A 17,023-nucleotide genomic window follows, 5' to 3' on the forward strand; every position below is an offset into this window, starting at 1 on the left:
GCCCGGATCGGCATCGATGCACGACAGTCTGCGCCGGGTCGGGGTCGTCCGCAAGGGGTCCTGTGTCAGGTCGGCAGCGCCTTGACCGCCGCGGTCAGAACCTGCGGGACCGTGGGCACGCCCTCGGCGCGGAAGACCTCGACGCCGGCGCCGTCCCGGATGATGACGGTGGGCGTGAAGCGGATGTCGAGCGCTTCCGCGGCATCCGGCTCGAGAGCGACGTCGATCTCCGTCACCGTGGCGTCCGGAAGGAACCGGACGGCATCGGCGAGCACCGAGCGGGTGCGCGAACACGCGCCACAGAACGACGAGGAGACCAGGGTCAGCTCCATCCGCACCTCCTCGGGACCATGCCTGTTCCTCGGATGCAACCGCCGGCGATCGTCGCCTGTTCCCTGAGGGGCCGGCGCGCCTCGACCGCGTTCAGAACTCGGTGCGCTTGACGAGGCCGCGATTGGTGCGGATGTGCTCGTAGTCCCACTGGATCTCGCGAGCCGCCGACAGCCAGGCGCCCAGTGCTTCGACGTCGATGTCGTCGGCGCCCCGGTAACGCACCTCTGCGGCCTCGAACGAACCAGACGGTGCGAGTCCCTCGACGTCGAACGACTGCCCGCTCCAGAACATCAGCCGCACGGCGTCCTTCAGGCGGTCGTAGCCGACGATCGGGTTGCCGTCGAGGAACCAGACGGGATGCGCATGCCAGACCTTCGCGGCCGCTTCGGGGAGCCCTCGGTCGATCTCCGCCGCCAGCAGGTCGCAGATCTCCCGATCCTCGGGCGCGAGCTTTCGGTGGTAGCCGAGTACGTCGTCGGGGAGAGACATGGTCAGCCTCTGTCCAGCCCGAAGGTGTGCTTCACGAGTGCGCGGACGTCTCGGTCGAGCCCGTCGATGCGGGAGTCGATGGCGTCGAATCGGGAGTTCACCGAGTCGAATTGGGAGTTCACCGAGTCGAATCGGGAGTTGACGGAGTCGAAGCGGGAGTTGACGGACTCGAACTTCCAGTCGACAGCGTCGAACCGGCCGATCACCTCTCCGCGCAACCCGCTGATCTCCGCCCGGAGAATGCGGATGAAGAGCGTCGACACGATCGTGAGCATGCCGAACATGAGAGCGATGACGGCACCGATCATGGTCCAGGTCTGAGGTTCGGTCAAGGCGGGCACGCTCCCATTCTGTTCGGACGATGCCATCCTGCCAAGGGGTTGCGTGTTGCGGCAGCGGTTGGGGACAAGCCGCATCCCGCAGGCTCTGGGGAGGAGAACTGACGCTCTCAGCGGCTCTCGGGCATCACCCGCGGATGCAGCAGGCCGGATGCCGCGCCCAGCACCGCCCCGACGAGTGTGTCGACGATGCGTTCTCCGGCGACGTCCATCGCGCCGATCTCCCCGGTCGCGGCTCCCGTGAGGAGCAGGACGAGCGGTGTGATGAACACCAGCGCCAGGGCGTAGTGGCGCACCACGACGAGCTCGATCAGGAACTGCAGCGCGGCCAGGAGGAGTGCGAGCCGGAGTCCGGACGGATGCAGCAGCGCGAGAGCCGCGTAGACGCCGGCCCCGACGACGGTGCCGAGCATACGATGCAACCCGCGCTGGAATGCCGCGCCTCGGGCCGCGGCGTCACCGATGACCGCGACCGCCGAACCGACGATCCAGTAGGTGCGCGCAGGGTCGATCACGAGCCCGAGGAGCACGCCGACGACCGCGACGATGGCGACGCGCAGCAGGAGCACGCGGGATCCGGCGTCGAGCGCGGGCCCGGGAAGCAGCGCGTTCAGCCGTCGTGCGGTCTTGGCGCGTGCTCTCGCCGACAGCAGCGGGGTCAGGGCGACGGCGTACGAGAAGGCGCACCCCGCGGCGAGCGCGGTGACATACACGAGAGGTGACACGTCCGAGGCCGCCACCACGTGCGCGGAGAGCCCGAAGACCAGCACGAAGAACAGCGGTCCCGGCGGGCCGAGACGGAAGCCGAAGGCGAGCCCGGCGGAGGCGACCGCCACGACGATGACACCGGCGCTCACCAGCCACGGGCTCTCTGCGACGAGAACGCCGAGCACCGCGCTGAGCATGAGACCGGCCGCGATCAGCGGAAGCGCTCGTGCCCGATCGACGGTCGGCGCCGAGCCGAGGTACAGCACGGTGAACGCACCGCTCGCGGCGATGTATCCGAGGGCCGGCTGACCGAGAAGGGCCATCACGGCGATCGGAACCCCGATGCCCAGCGCGGCCTGCAGCGCGAGCGGCCACCGGGGACCGCGCGATGGCGCGAAGGTGAAGAGGCTCACCCCTCCATTGTCGTCGTCGCCCGGCATCCGTCAGCGCGCGGCGAGCCACTCCTCGAAGGTCTGTCGACCCAGAACGGCATCCGGCCCGGGGAGGGCGGCCCCGGCGCGCATGCCGGCCATCTGCGGCCCTGGCACGTTCAGCGCCGGGATCCATCCGCGATAGCCCTGTCCGCGCGCATAGGCGCGGATCATGTCGGCGAGCTGCTCCTCGCGCGGACCCGCGATGTCCGCCACCCTCCCCCGTGGCTCGTCGACGGCGAGGGCGGCCAGGCGCTCGCCGACCTCGCGAGCGGCGATGGGCTGGGTGCGGGCCCTCGGGGCGATGTGGAGGGGGCCGACCTTCGCCCGCGCGAACAGCTGCGCCGCGAACTCGTGGAACTGCGTCGCACGCTGGATCGTCCACGGCACCCGTGACGCCTCGATCACCTTCTCCTGCGCGACCTTCCCTGCGTAGTAGTCGTAGGGGATGCGATCGATGCCGACGATCGAGAGGAGCACGACGTGCGAGACGCCGGCGTCCGCGGCGGCCGAGACGAGATTCCCCGTCGCTGCGGTGAAGAACTCGATCGCCTCCGCGGCCTTGAGCGTCTCGACGCTCGCGACATCGATGACCGCATCCACACCCGTGAGAGCGGCGTCCAGGCCGCTCCCGGTCACGAGATCGACCCCGTGCGAGCGGCTGAGCACGACGGCGTCGTGGCCGGCTGCCCGCACCGCCTCGACGGTATACCTGCCGACGACTCCGGTTCCTCCTGCGACGGCGATCTTCATGACGGACTCTCCTCGATACGGGCTCATACTCCTTCGACGACGCGGGCACCGGAAACGTGAGGCGCCCGTGTCGACGGATGCTCTGATCCGGGACAGGATAGAGGGCGATGGACGATATCGACGCGCTGGAGTCCGAGCGCCGCAACCTCCTCGCCCTCGCGTACCGCATGCTCGGCACCGTGGCCGACGCCGAGGACGCGGTGCAGGAGACGTATGTGCGCTGGTACCGCCTGTCCGGAGAGGAGCGCGCGGAGATCCTCAACCCGGCGGCCTGGCTCACGCGCGTCGCCGGGCGCGTCTGCCTCGACGTCCTCGGATCCGCGCGGGTGCGACGCGAGAGCTACGTCGGTCCATGGCTTCCCGAACCGCTCCCGCGCAGCTCCCCGCTCGTGGCCTCCGCCCCACTCGATCCGCTCGAGCGCGTCACGCTCGATGAGTCCGTGAGCATGGCGCTGCTGGTGGTGCTGGAGTCGCTCACGCCGGCGGAACGGGTCTCGTTCGTGCTGCACGACGTGTTCGGCGTGCCGTTCGCCGAGATCGCCGAGACGGTCGGCCGCAGCCAGGACGCGGTCCGCCAGCTCGCCTCGCAGGGGCGACGGCGCGTACGGGATCGTCGAGCCGGGATGGCCACACGAGAGCAGCACGACGCCGTGGCGCGCGCTTTCCTCGAGGCGTCGGCGACCGGAGAGCTCGAGCGGCTCATCGCGCTGCTCGATCCCGACGTCGTGCTGCGGTCCGACGGCGGCGGCAAGATGTCCGCAGCGCGGCGTCCCGTGGTCGGCCCGGACCGGGTCGCGCGGTTCCTGCTCGGCATCCCGCATCTCAATCCGGGGATCGAGCTCACCCCCACGGAGACGCCCGACGGCATCGCGCTGCTGGCCACGCTGAACGGCCGCACCGATTCGGTCGTGTCCGTCGCCGTCGCCCGCGATCGCATCACCGAGATCTTCATCGTCCGCAACCCCGACAAGCTCACGCAGTGGCAGTGACGGGGCGCTCGCTACGATGGCGACTGTGACCACAGCGACCGTGCGCCCGGGCATCGCCGACCGGCTCTCGCAGATGATCCGGCTGCCCACGGTGTCGGCCGAGCTCGAGGAACGAGGCTCCGGCCCGTTCGAGGATTTCGTCGCCCTGATCGCCGAGCTGTATCCGCTCACGCACGAGACGCTGCGGCTGGAGCGGCACACCGACTTCGGGCTCCTGTTCCACTGGGCGGGGCGCGGCGCGGCATCCGACGGCCCCCTCGTGCTGATGGCGCATTACGACGTCGTCCCCGTCGACGAGAGCGACGACTGGTCGCACCCGCCCTTCGCCGGGGTGATCGCCGACGGCTCCGTCCACGGTCGCGGCGCGCTGGACGACAAGGGTCCGCTGATCGTGGTGCTGGAGGCCGTCGAGAACCTCCTCGCCGATGGATTAGTCCCGGCGCGCGACGTCTATCTCTCGTTCGGCGGCAATGAGGAGACGTACGGGCGGGCGGCGGAGGAGATCGCACGTGTGCTGCGCGAGCGCGGGATCGTCCCCTGGCTCGTCGTCGACGAAGGCGGAGCGGTGGTGGACGCGCCGCTGCCGTTCGTGCCGGGGCGGGCGGCGATGATCGGCGTCGGGGAGAAGGGCGTGATGACCGTGCGGCTGTCGGCCCGGGGCGATGGCGGCCACGCCTCGGCGCCTCCCTCGCTGACGGCCGTTCGGCGCATCGCCCGCGCCGTCGACCGACTCGGACCTTCCACGTTCCGGCCGCACGCGTCGTCGGCGATCCGGCGGATGCTGACGCAGCTGGCTGCGCAGACGCCCGGCCCCGCCCGCCACCTGCTGCGTCTGCTCGGCGCGGCGCCGCTGCTGACCGCCCGGCTCTTCGCCGCGCTCGGAGGCGAACCTGCGGCTCTCGTGCGCACCACCGTCGCACCGACGATGCAGTCCGGCGGCACGGCGGCGAACGTGCTTCCGTCGCAGGCCTCCGCCACCGTGAACCTCCGTATCGCGCTGGGGGAGACGACGAGTCAGACGGTGTTCCGCGTGCGACGCCGCATCCGCGACCCGCTCGTCGCCGTCGAGGTTGTCGAGGCGAGCGAGCCGTCCCCGGAGTCGCCGACCGACAACGCGCAGTTCGCGCTCCTCGCGTCGGCCCTCGAGGTCTCCCACCCGGGCGTCCCCGCCGTGCCGTACGTGATGATGGCCGCGACGGATTCACGGCATCTGCATCGGTTCTCGCCGGCGGTCTACCGCTTCGCGCCGCTGGACATGTCGAACGCGCAGCGGGCGTCGATCCACGGGGTCGACGAGAGGGTCGAGATCGCCGCCCTGGAGCGCGGGGAGCGATTCCATCGCGCTCTCCTCGAGCAGCTACAGTGATCTCACCCGCCCCTCGATCTGCTCGGGGCTAGAGAGAAGCAGGAGACGCGATGACGCGCACCCGCACGCTGGGAACCCTCGCCGTCGTCGTCGGCTTCCTCGCCTTCGTGGAGTTCACCAGCGGTGTGCTGCAGGGCTACTACACGCCGATGCTCAGCGACATCGCCCGTCACCTGGGCATCCACGACGCCGACGTGAACTGGCTCGAGGGAGCGCAGCTCATGCTGTCGGCCCTCGTGGTCCCCGCGTTCGCGAAGCTCGGCGACATGGTCGGCCACAAGCGGATGCTGTTGATCTCGACGGCCCTCACGGCTGCCGCGGCGCTCGTGCTGCCGTTCACCGACTCGTTCGGCGTCTTCCTCGCGGCCTGGGCGCTCATGGGGTTCTACGTCGTGTGGCTCCCGCTGGAGATCGCCCTCATCTGGTCGCGGTCGCGTCGGATGGAGGGGCGCTCGTCGATCACGGCGAAGGCCGCGGGACTCCTCGTGGCCGCTCTCGAAGGCGGCGCGATCATCGGCGCCCTCGTGGGTGGAGCGCTCATCGACGTGCTCCCGCTGACCGTCGTGCTGCTGGTTCCGGCGGTGCTCATCGTGGTCTGCTTCTTCGTGATCCTGTTCGGAGTGAAGGAGTCGCCCGATCCGACCGGCGGCATCTTCGACACCGTCGGTCTCGTTCTCATCTCGCTGGCGCTCGTGTGCTTCACCGGCGGACTCAGCCTTCTGCGCCTCGAGGGTGGCCTCGCGAACCCCTGGTCCTGGGCCGTGGTCGTCGCCGGGCTTCTGCTGGTCATCCCCTTCGTGCTCTGGGAGCTGCGGTGCGATGACCCGCTGATCGACGTGCGCATGTTCCGGTCGCCGGCGCTCGGCCCGGTGTTCCTGACCGCCGGGCTCTTCGGGGTGAGCGTGCTGGGTGCACAGGCTCCGCTGTCGACCTTCGCGCGCACCGATCCGACGGTGTACGGCTACGGGCTCGGCACGACCGGATTCGCGACGTCGCTCATCATCGGCGTCTACCTCATCGCCATGATCACCGGTGCCCTGCTCTTCCCGACGATCGCGCGACGGATGTCGCCGCGCCTCACGCTGATGGGCGCGTCCATGCTGGTGGGCATCGGTTTCCTGCTGTTCCTGCCCTTCCACCATGAGTACGCCCAGGTGATTACGAACATGGTGATCGTCGGACTCGGTTCCGGCGCTCTGGTCGCGGCGCTCCCGGCGGCCGCGGCATCCGCTGCGCCTGCGTCGCAGACCGGTGTCGCGACCGGGCTGACCAACTCGGTGAAGACGGTCGGTGGGGCGATCGCATCGTGCGTCTTCGGCATCGCCCTGCTGAACGGGGTCGCGAGCACGGCCGGTGCCACGGAAGGAACGGCGGGGTCGCTCGCCGGCTACTTCACGGTCTGGGTCGTGTGCGGTGTCACCGCGCTCGCGGCCGCCGTGCTGCTCGTCTTCGTCCCGAAGGCGGCGTTCACGGATCGGTCGGTGGAGACCGAGGCGGCACCGGCGGTCTGACGTCGGCCGCGCCGGAGGCGAAGCTCCCTGGCGGAATTCGGAGAAGGGGCGGACGGAGATTGCTCCGCCCGCCCCCTCCGGTCAGTCGCCCTTCACGTTGACGAGCTGCCGCAGCGTGTGCCGGATCGACACGAGGCTCGCGGCATCCGCCATCACCTGGTCGATCGGCTTGTACGCCTGCGGGATCTCGTCGATGAAGGCGTCCGTGTCACGGAACTCGATCCCGGTCATCGCCTCCCGCAGCTGTTCGTGCGTGAACGTCTTCCGGGCTGCCGACCGCGAGAACTCCCGCCCGGCGCCGTGCGGCGACGAGTTCAGCGACTGCGGGTCGCCGAGCCCTTCCACCACGTAGGAGGCCGTGCCCATCGAGCCGGGGATGAGTCCGGGCCGACCGGCATCCGCCTGGATCGCACCCTTCCGCGACACCCACACCTGCTTGCCGAAGTGCTTCTCCGACTCGGTGAAGTTGTGGTGGCAGTTGATCCTCTCCTGCTCGTCGACACCCGTCCCGAGGAACTCGGACACCTGCCGCGCGACGCGGTCCATCATCTCCTCCCGGTTCACCAGGGCGAAGTGCTGGGCCCACCGCAGCTCTCGGATGTACCGGGTGAACTCGGGCGTTCCCTCGACGAGGTAGGCCAGGTCGGGGTCGGGGAGGTCGATCCACCATCCCCACGCTTCCTCCACCCATCGCTGCGCGCTGCGCGGAGCCTCTGGCGCGTGGGCCCGCTCCGCCCAGAGCCGCTGCGCGACCGAGATGTGCTTCATGGCGATCTTGTTGCCGATGCCCCGGGATCCCGAGTGCAGGAACAGCCAGACCCGGTCCCGCTCGTCGACAGACACCTCGATGAAGTGGTTGCCCGATCCGAGCGTGCCCAGCTGCAGGCGCCAGTTCCCGGCGTACTGCGCGGGGTCGAACCCGTTCTTCTCGGCCAGTGCCTCGAGCTCCGCGATGCGGGGCTCGGCGGTCGTGACGACCTTGTTGTTGTACCGGCCGGCCGAGAGCGGGATGGCGCGTTCGATCTGCTCCCGGAGCTCCGCGAACTCACGACCTTCGAGGTCGCCTCTCGTGAACTGGGTGCGGACCGCGATCATGCCGCAGCCGATGTCGACACCGACGGCGGCAGGGATGATCGCGCCGAGCGTCGGGATGACCGAGCCGACCGTCGCCCCCTTGCCGAGGTGCGCATCCGGCATCAGCGCCAGGTGCGGGTGGATGAACGGCATGCGTGCCGTGGTGTGCGCCTGCGCGAGTGTCTTCTCGTCGATCAGCGACGCCCACGACAGCAGCCGTGCGGAGAGCCTCTCCATGATTCCTTTCCTTGTGGTGGTGTGCAGCCACAGGTCAGGGGGCCTCTCCCACAGAAAACGCCCCGGACCTGACGGTGCGGGGCGTTGCGAGAGTGGATGCTGTCACACGGCGCGCGCCGGAGGGTACGACTCGTGACGGTCGTTGCGCTTCGGCTGAAGCGCCTCGACCGTGGCGAAGGGGAGTTTCCGCAGAGCGGTCATCCTGTCGTCTCCTCGGCTGGCGTGCTGCGCCGGTCGGCACAGCTTTCCGAGACTAGGGGGGACACGCCCGGGCGTCAAGCCTGCTCGCGCGGAGGGTTGTACATGAACTCGATGCGGATGCCGTCGGCGTCCTCGACGAACGAGGCGTAGTAGCGATCGGAGTAGCGGGGGTACTCCTTGGGGTCGCGCACGGCGGTCCACCCCGCGTCCAGCGCCACGGCGTGCAGGCGATCGACCTCGTCGCGCGAGTCCATCGCCCAGGCGAGATGCTGCCACCCGACGCGACCGTGCCGGTGCGGACCGGAGTCCTCATCCCACGCGTAGAGGATGATCTCGGTCTCGTCGCCGTTGTTCCACGAGATCGAGTGGTCGTCTTCGCCGCCGCTGCGGTAGCCGAGCGCCGTGAGGACCGGATGGAACTGCGCCCGGCCGCGCTCGAGGTCGTCGACGGTGATGCCCAGGTGATCGAGAAGAGCCATGCCGCCAGTCTTCCAGGGACCGCGGACGTCGCACTAGTGCGGGGCGTGGTACTCGGCCTCGCCCCGCTTCCAGTAGCCCTTCACGACGGCGTGCGACGCATCGACGCCCCACCGTTCGAGGAGCGCCCGACCCGGCTTCACGATCGACTGCTCGGCGGCGATGAAGACGAACGGATCCTCGCCGACGGCGTGTTCGGCGGTCAGTGACTCGAGGAACGCGATGAGCGCCGAGCCGGAAGGAGCTTCGCCGCGGTGGAGCCATTCCACGTCGACCGGGGCGTCGATCTCGATCTCGCGGCCGGAGGAGACCGTCTCGATCACGAGGCGCGCCGGGGTGCCGTCCGGGATGAGCCCGGCGAACCGACGGATCGCGGGGATCGCCGTCTCATCTCCGACGAGCAGCCACGAGCCGGGCGCGCCGACGAGGACAGCGGACCCCCGAGGGCCCCCGACACCGACCGACGAGCCGAGCGGAGCCTTCGCCGCCCAGGGCGCCGCGACCCCCGCATCGCCGTGCACGGCGAACTCGACGTCGAGCCAGTCCTCGCCCCACGCCAGAGGCGTGTACTCGCGGCTGGGAGCGGCGCGCAGCTCATCGACCGTCTCCGTCGGGCCGGCGGGGAAGAACAGGCGCATGTGGTCGTCGGAGCCGGGAGAGTCGAATCCCGCGAGATCGGACCCGGTCAACCGCACCCGCACGAAGTCCGGGGCGAGCCACTCACGGGCGCTCAGGGTGACGTTTCGGAAGCGCAGATCGAGGCCGCGACGCTCGATCGAGAAGCCGGATTTCGTATCGCTCATAAAGTAAGGCTAACCTAAACGCGGCGAAGGAAAGGTCACCCTAACTTCGCCCGTCCGGCGCCCCGACGCGTGCGCGCAGATCCCGCAGAACAGGAGTCTCTCCATGTCCGTGCCCAGAACTCTCACCGCCACGAGCCTCGGCCTCGTCGGCCTTCTCGCTCTCGCAGGCTGCGCCTCGGGGGCAGCCGCCGAGCCCGAGGAGACACAAGCCGCACCGGCATCCGTCACGATCGAGGACAACACCGGCGAGCATGAGATCGCGACCCCGCCGGCATCCGTCGTCGCGCTCGACAACCGCACCTTCCAGACCCTGTCCGATTGGGGAGTGGAGCTCTCCGCCGGTGCCGTGGCGCTCATGCCGGACACCGTCTCCTATGTGAAGGACGACGCGATCGTCGACATCGGCCTGCACAGCGAGCCGAACCTCGAGGCCGTCGTGGCCGTCGAGCCCGACCTGATCATCAGCGGCCAGCGCTTCACCCAGCACAACGCGGCGATCGCCGACCTCGTGCCGGATGCCACCATCATCGACCTCGAGCCGCGCGAGGGAGAGCCCTTCGACGAGGAGCTCAAGCGGCAGATCACCGTCCTCGGCGAGATCTTCGGAAAGCAGGACGAGGCGCAGAAGCTGGTCGACGAGTTCGACGCCGCCGTGGAGCGCGCCAAGGCCGCTTACGACGACGCCGACACCGTCATGGCCGTCAACACCTCGGGTGGCGAGATCGGCTATCTCGCGCCCACCGTCGGCCGCTCGCTCGGCCCGGTGTACGACATCCTCGGTCTCACCCCCGCGCTCGAGGTCGACGATGCCACCGACGACCACCAGGGCGATGAGATCTCCGTCGAGGCGATCGCCGCGTCGAACCCTGACTGGATCCTGGTCCTCGACCGCGACGCCGTGTTCGCGGCCGAGACGCCCGACTACGTGCAGGCGGCCGAGATCCTCGAGAGCTCCGAGGCGCTCGCCGGCGTCACCGCGGTGAAGGACGAGCAGATCGTCTACATGCCCACGGACACCTACCTGAACGAGGGCATCCAGACGTACACGACGTTCTTCAACGACCTCGCCGACGCCCTCGAGGGCTCCAAGTAGCAGTCGCCGGTCGTCGAGCGCCCTTCGTCTCGCTCCGCTCCCTCAAGACCCGCGGAGCGAGACGAAGGGCAACAGCCAGGGAACCTCCTCATGACCTCTGTCGGCCTCGCCGCGCCGCCCCGCAACGCCGGGCGGCTCTTCGACGTGAAGCTGCTGATCGGCGTTCTCGCGGTCGCCGTCCTGCTCGTCATCTCGCTGTTCACCGGCGTCTACGACATCGCGGGCGCCGGCGACGGCGCCGAGATGTTCCAGATCACGCGCGTCCCCCGCACGATCGCCCTCGTGCTCGCCGGCGCAGCCATGGCCATGGCGGGACTCGTGATGCATCTGCTCACCCAGAACCGCTTCGTCGAGCCGACGACGACGGGAACCACCGAGTGGGCGGGACTCGGCCTTCTCGCCGTGATGGTCCTCGTGCCGCAGCCCTCGCTTCCGCTGCGCATGGCGGGCGCGGTGTTCGCCGCGTTCGTCGGCACGCTCGTGTTCTTCGCCTTCCTCCGCCGCGTCGCCCTGAAGTCCTCGCTCATCGTCCCGATCGTCGGGATCATGCTCGGCGCGGTGGTCGGCGCCGTCTCGACCTATCTGGCCCTCGCGACGAACTCGCTGCAGATCATCGGGGTCTGGTTCGCCGGCAGCTTCACGTCGGTGATGCGCGGGCAGTACGAGATGCTGTGGATCGTCGCGATCGTCGGCGTGATCGTGTTCATCGTCGCCGACCGGCTGACGATCGCGGGACTCGGCGAGGAGATCGCCACGAACGTCGGCGTGAACTACAACCGGGTCATCCTCCTCGGGACCGTGCTCATCGCCATCACCACCGGGGTCGTCACGGTGGTGGTCGGCAACCTTCCCTTCCTCGGCCTCATCGTGCCGAACGTCGTCTCGATGGTCCGAGGCGATGATCTGCGCAGCAACCTCCCATGGGTGTGTCTGCTCGGCATCGCGATCGTCACCGTCTGCGACATCATCGGCCGCACGATCATCATGCCGTTCGAGGTGCCGGTGTCCCTGATCCTCGGTGTCGTCGGCGCTGTCGTCTTCGTGCTCCTCCTGCTCAGGCAGCGTCGACGTGGCTGAGGGCCTGGTGGTCACCGCACCGGCGGGCATTCCGTCGCGATCGGCGGGAGCTTTCACGTCACCGCGCGCGCGTCGCCGCTATGTGATCGTGGTCGCCATCCTGGCCGTGCTCGCCGTCGGATCCGGGTTCGGCCTGCTCGCCGGGGGCAATCCGATGCCGCCGGGCTCCGAGGGGTTCTGGCGCATCGCGCAGCATCGGGCGACCGACGTCACTGTGATGGTGCTCGTCGCGATCGCCCAGGCGGTGGCCACGGTCAGCTTCCAGACCGTCACCAACAACCGCATCATCACACCGTCGATCATGGGCTTCGAGTCCCTGTACCGCGTCGTGCAGACCTCGACCGTGTACCTCCTCGGGGTGGCCGGAGTCGTCGCGATCCAGGGCGTCGGTCAGTTCGCGATCCAGGTCGCCATTATGGTGGGGCTGGCGGTGGCGCTCTACGGCTGGTTGCTCTCCGGACGCTACGGCAACCTGCAGATCATGCTGCTGATCGGCATCGTGATCGGAGGCGGGCTCGGGGCCGTGTCCACGTTCATGCAGCGCCTCCTCACTCCGAGCGAGTTCGACGTGCTCACCGCGCGGCTGTTCGGCAACGTGTCGAACGCCGACCCCTCGTACCTGCCGTTGGCCATCCCGCTCGTGGTGGCGGCATCCGTCCTGCTGTGGCTGCGTTCGCGACGCCTCGACCTGATGGCGCTGGGGTCGGATGCTGCGCGCTCGCTCGGTCTCGATCACCGCCGCGAACTCTTCATCGTGTTGTTCCTCGTCGCGGTGCTGATGGCCACCTCCACCGCGCTGGTCGGGCCGATGACGTTCCTCGGCTTCCTGGTCGCCACTCTCGCCTACCAGTTCGCCGACACGTACGACCACCGCCTGATCTTCCCCGTGGCGGTGCTCACGGCGTTCACGATCCTCGCCGGGGCGTACTTCGTGATGAAGAACATCTTCTACGCGCAGGGGATGGTGTCGATCCTGATCGAGCTGGTCGGCGGCACCGTGTTCCTCATCGTCATCCTCAGAAAGGGCAGGCTGTGATCGCACTCGACGGCGTCCGCCGGGACTACAGCAGCGAGGTCGCCATCGGCCCCGTCGACCTCCAGATCCCGGCCGGCGGGATCACGGCCCTCATCGGTCCGAACGGTGCGGGCAAGTCGACACTGCTCACGATGATCGGCCGTCTGAACGGGATGGATGCCGGTGCCATCGAGATCGCGGGTCTCGACGTCGCCTCGACCAAGTCGAAGGACCTGGCGAAGGTGGTGTCGATCCTCCGGCAGGAGAACCACTTCGTCACGCGACTCACGGTGCGTCAGCTCGTCGGCTTCGGGCGCTTTCCGCACTCGAAGGGGCGGCTGAACCGGGCGGATGAGGACATCATCAGTCGCGCGATCGACTTCCTGGATCTCGCTGCCCTGGAGGGGCGCTATCTCGATGAGCTCTCCGGCGGACAGCGCCAGCGCGCGTATGTCGCCATGGTTCTCGCGCAGGACACCGAGTTCGTGCTGCTCGACGAGCCGCTGAACAATCTCGACATGAAGCACGCGGTGCAGATGATGAAGCATCTGCGGCGCGCCGCCGAGGAGCTCGGGCGGACCATCGTCATCGTCCTGCATGACGTGAACTTCGCCGGGCACTACGCCGATCACATCTGCGCCATGAAGGACGGCGCGGTGGTGGAGTTCGGCGCTCCGGGGGAGATCATGACCGACGACGTGCTCACCCGCGTCTTCGAGACACCGGTGCACGTGATCGACGGGCCCTCCGGACCGCTCGCCGTCTACTACTGACGCACCCGAGCGCGACTCAGAGCTCGATGCCGTGGTCCTCGTCGTTGACACCGGCGTTGTTCCCGCGCCGCGACTCGTAGCCGAGGAACCAGCCGAGCCAGACGATCGCGGCGAGCAGCACGCCGAGCCAGACGTTCTGGAAGATCAGCCCGATGACGACGCCCAAGATCAGCAGGCCGACGGTGACGGAGACGCGGAGCGCGGTGCGGGACATGGCCTCAGCCTAGATCCTGTCCCATGGAGGGTGCCGATTCAGCGGTCGCGATGGTTCTCCGGTGCGAGGCGCGGACCGCGGCGCGGCTCCTTCACCCCGCTGGCGTAGATCAGCCGGATCACGCGCTGGCGATGGCCCGCCCACGGAGCGAGGAGCTCCAGCATCCCGTCGTCGTCGGTGCGCGCGCCGGCGAGGACGTAGCCCACCTCGTGCGCCAGATGGAAGTCGCCGACGCTCACGGCATCCGGATCGCCGAGCGCCCGGATACGGGTCTCGGCCGAGGTCCACGCGCCGACCCCCGGAAGGCTGCTGAGCACGCGGTCGCGGTCCGGTCCGGTCGATGCGGCGCGGACGGCCCGCTCGATGCTGTCGCCGCGTCGGGCCGATCGCACGATCGTCTGGGACTGCGGCGGCTCCACGCCCGCACGATGCCAGGACCAGGACGGGACGGTCCGCCAGACGGATGCCGGGGGAGGAGCGAACATCGGGCGCGGAGTGGGACCCGGCGCGCGTTCTCCGAAGCGCGACACCAGGAACCGCCAGGCGCCGAACGCCTGCACCGCCGTGACCTTCTGCTCGAGGATCGAGCCGACGAGCGCGTCGAAGATCTCATCGGTGCGCGTGAGACGGATGCCGGGATGGCGCCGGGCGACCTCGGCGATGAGCGGATGCCGCGACGCGTCGAAGCCTGTGGGATCATCGCGCGCGCCGCACAGCTCGGGCACTCGGTCGAGTGCCACGGCGGCTCCGGCTCCCCACGCGGTGGCCCTGACCTGGCCGCCGATCGACCGCAGCGCGAGAGTCGCCGTGCCGAGCGGCGTGCGCACGGCCCGCCAGATCACGGGGCCCTCGACGACGGTCGTCGGGTCGGTTCCCCCGCGGCGCAGCACGCCGACCGTGCGACCGAGATCGAGGTCGTACGAGGGGCGATAGACCGTCTCCTGCGCCGCGCTCGCGCGCGCGGCACCGGCCGCGGCGGGATCGGCTGTCAGGGTCATGCGCCCACCCTACGCGGCGGCGCTGACACCGCCCTCACGACTGAGGTGCGACCACGGCGAATCTGCGCGACGCGGGTCAGAAGCGGTCGGGTGACGGGGTGCCGTGGCCGTACCGGATGACGACGTCGGCGTGGCGGTCGAACCGGTAGCCGATGCCGCGAACAGTGCGGACGATGTCCTCGTAGCGGCCGAGCTTGGCGCGCAGTCGACGCACGTGCACGTCGATCGTGCGCTCTCCGGGGGTCTCGTCGTCCTGCGCCTGCCAGAGGGCGGAGACGAGCTCGCTGCGCTCGATGGTGCGACCCTCGCGGAGGACGAGGTACTGCAGCAGCTCGAACTCCTTGTAGGTGAACGCGGCGGACTCGCCGTCGATGAGCACGCGCTTGCGGGAGATGTCGACGGTCACGCCCGTCTCCTCCTCGGCGATGTCCTCCTCGGCAGCTGCCTTGGTCCGGGCGATCGCGCCCGGCTCCTGCAGGGCGAGGCGGACGACGTCGAGGTCGCGACCTCCGGAGCCGTGCGGGGCGAGGGCGACCGTCGCGTGGGTCTCGGCGCCCGGTGCGAGCTCGGCCAGCGTACGGCGAAGTGCGTCGACCAGGAGCGGGAGGCTGACGCCGGCCTCGGCGGCCTTGATCTCGTCGAGCCCGACGTAGAGGGCGAAGCCGCGGGGCGAGCGGACGGCCGGGAGATCTGCGGCTGCGCCGTTCAGCGGCGCTGCGGCCTCGGACGAGGTGGGGCGGGCGGTGCGGGCCTGGGCGGAGGAGGCGGGACGCTCGAGAAGTGCGATGTTCGACATGATGATGAAGTCCTCAGGACGTGAGCCGGTGAGCGGCTCTGATGCGTTGCATGAATGACCGGCGGAGCCGGGAAGCGAGCAAGGGTGGATGCTCGGTGACTCTGACCTCGCAGATGGCGAAGGATCAGGTCAGGCGGGGTGGCTGTTCGTTCAGCGACACATTCGGCAACACATGCCAACGCGACCGGGCATCATCATCCCGGCAGTCCCGTTCGCCTCCTGGGCGGACAAAGGGCGTGCGTTGGTGGTCATGGGGGGATTATGTCTGATCGTGTCGCCTCGTGTCAAAACGGGCTCCGTGCGCAGAAGCGGGCGTAACGTTGCTCGAATGACGATCTCGACCACTGTCGGCGGCTTCATCCTGACCGACGAGAAGGATGAATCGCGTTACACCCTCATGCGCGACGGACGGCTGGTGAGCGTGCTCGACTACCGTGACGACGGTCGGACGATCGCGCTGACCAGGGCGTTCACCATCCCGACTTTCCGCGGCCACGGCTATGCGGGGAAGGTCGTGGAGGGCGCCGTGGCCGACATCGAGTCGCGCGGCGATCGCAAGGTCGACGCCGTCTGCTGGTACGTCGCCGACTGGTTCTCGGCGAACCCGGAGCACGCCCACCTGCTGCGCTCGCGCTGACGCGCCCGAGTATTTCGTTCTGTTACGCGGCGGCCCTGCGAGGATGAAGGCATGAAACTCGCCGAGGCCCTCACCGCACGAGCCGATCTGCAGCGTCGCATCGAGCAGCTGCGCGCCCGCATCACCTCGAACGCGCGCTACCAGGAGGGCGAGGAGCCTGCGGAGGACGCGGGGGCCCTGATCGTCGAAGCGGACGCCGCGCTCACCCAGCTGCGCGACCTGATCCGTCGCATCAACGCCACGAATTCGCGCCTCGATCTCGGCCGCGACGGCACCATGACCGATGCCCTCGCCGCGCGCGACGTGCTGCGTCTCCAGCACTCCATGCTGACGGATGCCGCGGCAGCGGCATCCGGAGCGAACGACCACTTCCAGCGCCAGATGAGATCCGAGCTCCGGAAGATCTCCGCGCTCCCGGTCGCCGAGCTGCGCGCCAGAGCCGACGCGGTGGCGCAGGAGCTTCGCGAACTCGACAACCGGATCCAGCAGGCGAACTGGACGAACGAGCTGGAGGAGTAGAGCGGAAGTCGGTAGTCACGACGGAGCGGGCACAACCCCCGCCGGGAGGGGCAAGTTCCGGCACACCTGGAGGGCGGAGGGCAGCCCGGATCGCATCGCGCAGCCCCGCACGCCGCACAGGTGAAAGCGCACAGCGCACCATGCATCACCGCGTGCCGATCGTCGTGACGAGGGTGGGTCAGGGGACCTTC

The 17,023-nt window shown here is 69.2% G+C and carries 20 protein-coding genes; 9 read left to right on the forward strand and 11 right to left on the reverse strand.

The window, feature by feature from the left end; all coding sequences use genetic code 11:
- Positions 1-65 precede the first annotated feature (65 nt).
- The 5 genes from DC434_RS06170 to DC434_RS06190 all read right to left on the reverse strand — a co-directional run bounded on the left by DC434_RS06170 (position 66) and on the right by DC434_RS06190 (position 3,052).
- Positions 66-332 (reverse strand): thioredoxin family protein, encoded by a 267-nt coding sequence (locus DC434_RS06170; protein ID WP_116634404.1) that lies wholly within the window; start codon positions 330-332, stop codon positions 66-68.
- A 91-nt stretch (positions 333-423) separates the two neighbouring features.
- The gene (locus DC434_RS06175; protein ID WP_116634405.1) at positions 424-822 is read right to left on the reverse strand and encodes a DUF1801 domain-containing protein; all 399 of its coding nucleotides are present in this window, start codon (positions 820-822) and stop codon (positions 424-426) included.
- Positions 823-824: 2 nt separating this feature from the next.
- The gene (locus DC434_RS06180; protein ID WP_116634406.1) at positions 825-1,163 is read right to left on the reverse strand and encodes a hypothetical protein; all 339 of its coding nucleotides are present in this window, start codon (positions 1,161-1,163) and stop codon (positions 825-827) included.
- A gap of 107 nt (positions 1,164-1,270) precedes the next feature.
- Positions 1,271-2,281: an FUSC family protein gene (locus tag DC434_RS06185; protein ID WP_165808014.1), complete on the reverse strand. Its 1,011-nt coding sequence runs from the start codon at positions 2,279-2,281 to the stop codon at positions 1,271-1,273.
- A 30-nt stretch (positions 2,282-2,311) separates the two neighbouring features.
- Positions 2,312-3,052, reverse strand: a complete 741-nt coding sequence (locus tag DC434_RS06190) for an NAD(P)H-binding protein (RefSeq protein WP_116634408.1) — start codon at positions 3,050-3,052, stop codon at positions 2,312-2,314.
- A gap of 107 nt (positions 3,053-3,159) precedes the next feature.
- Between DC434_RS06190 and sigJ the strand changes: the two genes are divergently transcribed.
- Genes sigJ through DC434_RS06205 form a run of 3 tightly spaced genes read left to right on the forward strand, consistent with a single transcriptional unit; the run spans position 3,160 to position 6,918 of the window.
- A complete protein-coding gene (gene sigJ / locus DC434_RS06195) occupies positions 3,160-4,041 on the forward strand; it encodes an RNA polymerase sigma factor SigJ (protein ID WP_116634409.1) in 882 nt (293 codons plus the stop codon).
- A 16-nt stretch (positions 4,042-4,057) separates the two neighbouring features.
- Complete coding sequence (locus tag DC434_RS06200; protein ID WP_116634410.1) at positions 4,058-5,407, forward strand: M20/M25/M40 family metallo-hydrolase; 1,350 nt, start codon at positions 4,058-4,060, stop codon at positions 5,405-5,407.
- Between the two features lie 50 nt (positions 5,408-5,457).
- Complete coding sequence (locus DC434_RS06205) at positions 5,458-6,918, forward strand: MFS transporter (RefSeq protein WP_116634411.1); 1,461 nt, start codon at positions 5,458-5,460, stop codon at positions 6,916-6,918.
- A gap of 81 nt (positions 6,919-6,999) precedes the next feature.
- Here the strand turns inward: DC434_RS06205 and DC434_RS06210 are convergent, their stop codons facing one another.
- The 3 genes from DC434_RS06210 to DC434_RS06220 form a co-directional block, all read right to left on the reverse strand.
- Complete coding sequence (locus DC434_RS06210; protein ID WP_116634412.1) at positions 7,000-8,229, reverse strand: RtcB family protein; 1,230 nt, start codon at positions 8,227-8,229, stop codon at positions 7,000-7,002.
- A 275-nt stretch (positions 8,230-8,504) separates the two neighbouring features.
- Positions 8,505-8,909 carry a VOC family protein gene (locus DC434_RS06215; protein ID WP_116634413.1) on the reverse strand — a complete coding sequence of 135 codons (405 nt, stop codon included), beginning with the start codon at positions 8,907-8,909 and terminating at the stop codon, positions 8,505-8,507.
- Between the two features lie 33 nt (positions 8,910-8,942).
- On the reverse strand, positions 8,943-9,710 hold the full coding sequence (locus DC434_RS06220) for a siderophore-interacting protein (RefSeq protein WP_116634414.1): 768 nt from the start codon (positions 9,708-9,710) through the stop codon (positions 8,943-8,945).
- Between the two features lie 103 nt (positions 9,711-9,813).
- On the opposite strand from DC434_RS06220, the gene DC434_RS06225 reads away from it, so the two are divergent.
- From DC434_RS06225 to DC434_RS06240, 4 genes are all read left to right on the forward strand, one after another.
- Positions 9,814-10,803 (forward strand): ABC transporter substrate-binding protein, encoded by a 990-nt coding sequence (locus tag DC434_RS06225; protein ID WP_116634415.1) that lies wholly within the window; start codon positions 9,814-9,816, stop codon positions 10,801-10,803.
- 90 nt (positions 10,804-10,893) lie between these two features.
- On the forward strand, positions 10,894-11,880 hold the full coding sequence (locus DC434_RS06230; protein WP_116634416.1) for an iron chelate uptake ABC transporter family permease subunit: 987 nt from the start codon (positions 10,894-10,896) through the stop codon (positions 11,878-11,880).
- Complete coding sequence (locus DC434_RS06235; RefSeq protein WP_207769917.1) at positions 11,873-12,916, forward strand: iron chelate uptake ABC transporter family permease subunit; 1,044 nt, start codon at positions 11,873-11,875, stop codon at positions 12,914-12,916. The genes DC434_RS06230 and DC434_RS06235 overlap by 8 nt, the downstream gene beginning before the upstream one ends.
- Positions 12,913-13,668, forward strand: coding sequence for an ATP-binding cassette domain-containing protein (locus DC434_RS06240; protein ID WP_116634418.1), 756 nt, complete (start codon positions 12,913-12,915; stop codon positions 13,666-13,668). Before DC434_RS06235 ends, DC434_RS06240 begins: the two co-directional genes overlap by 4 nt.
- A 16-nt stretch (positions 13,669-13,684) precedes the next feature.
- On the opposite strand, the gene DC434_RS06245 is transcribed toward DC434_RS06240, so the two are convergent.
- The 3 genes from DC434_RS06245 to DC434_RS06255 form a co-directional block, all read right to left on the reverse strand.
- The gene (locus DC434_RS06245) at positions 13,685-13,882 is read right to left on the reverse strand and encodes a hypothetical protein (RefSeq protein WP_116634419.1); all 198 of its coding nucleotides are present in this window, start codon (positions 13,880-13,882) and stop codon (positions 13,685-13,687) included.
- Between the two features lie 38 nt (positions 13,883-13,920).
- Complete coding sequence (locus DC434_RS06250) at positions 13,921-14,880, reverse strand: DNA-3-methyladenine glycosylase 2 family protein (protein WP_116634420.1); 960 nt, start codon at positions 14,878-14,880, stop codon at positions 13,921-13,923.
- Between the two features lie 76 nt (positions 14,881-14,956).
- On the reverse strand, positions 14,957-15,676 hold the full coding sequence (locus tag DC434_RS06255; RefSeq protein WP_116634421.1) for a winged helix-turn-helix domain-containing protein: 720 nt from the start codon (positions 15,674-15,676) through the stop codon (positions 14,957-14,959).
- A gap of 328 nt (positions 15,677-16,004) precedes the next feature.
- Between DC434_RS06255 and DC434_RS06260 the strand changes: the two genes are divergently transcribed.
- Complete coding sequence (locus DC434_RS06260) at positions 16,005-16,313, forward strand: GNAT family N-acetyltransferase (RefSeq protein ID WP_116634422.1); 309 nt, start codon at positions 16,005-16,007, stop codon at positions 16,311-16,313.
- A 51-nt stretch (positions 16,314-16,364) separates the two neighbouring features.
- Complete coding sequence (locus DC434_RS06265) at positions 16,365-16,832, forward strand: DIP1984 family protein (protein WP_116634423.1); 468 nt, start codon at positions 16,365-16,367, stop codon at positions 16,830-16,832.
- The last annotated feature ends 191 nt before the right edge of the window (positions 16,833-17,023 follow it).

It is taken from the genome of Microbacterium sp. TPD7012 (assembly GCF_003075395.1).
In the GTDB taxonomy this organism is placed as follows: domain Bacteria; phylum Actinomycetota; class Actinomycetes; order Actinomycetales; family Microbacteriaceae; genus Microbacterium.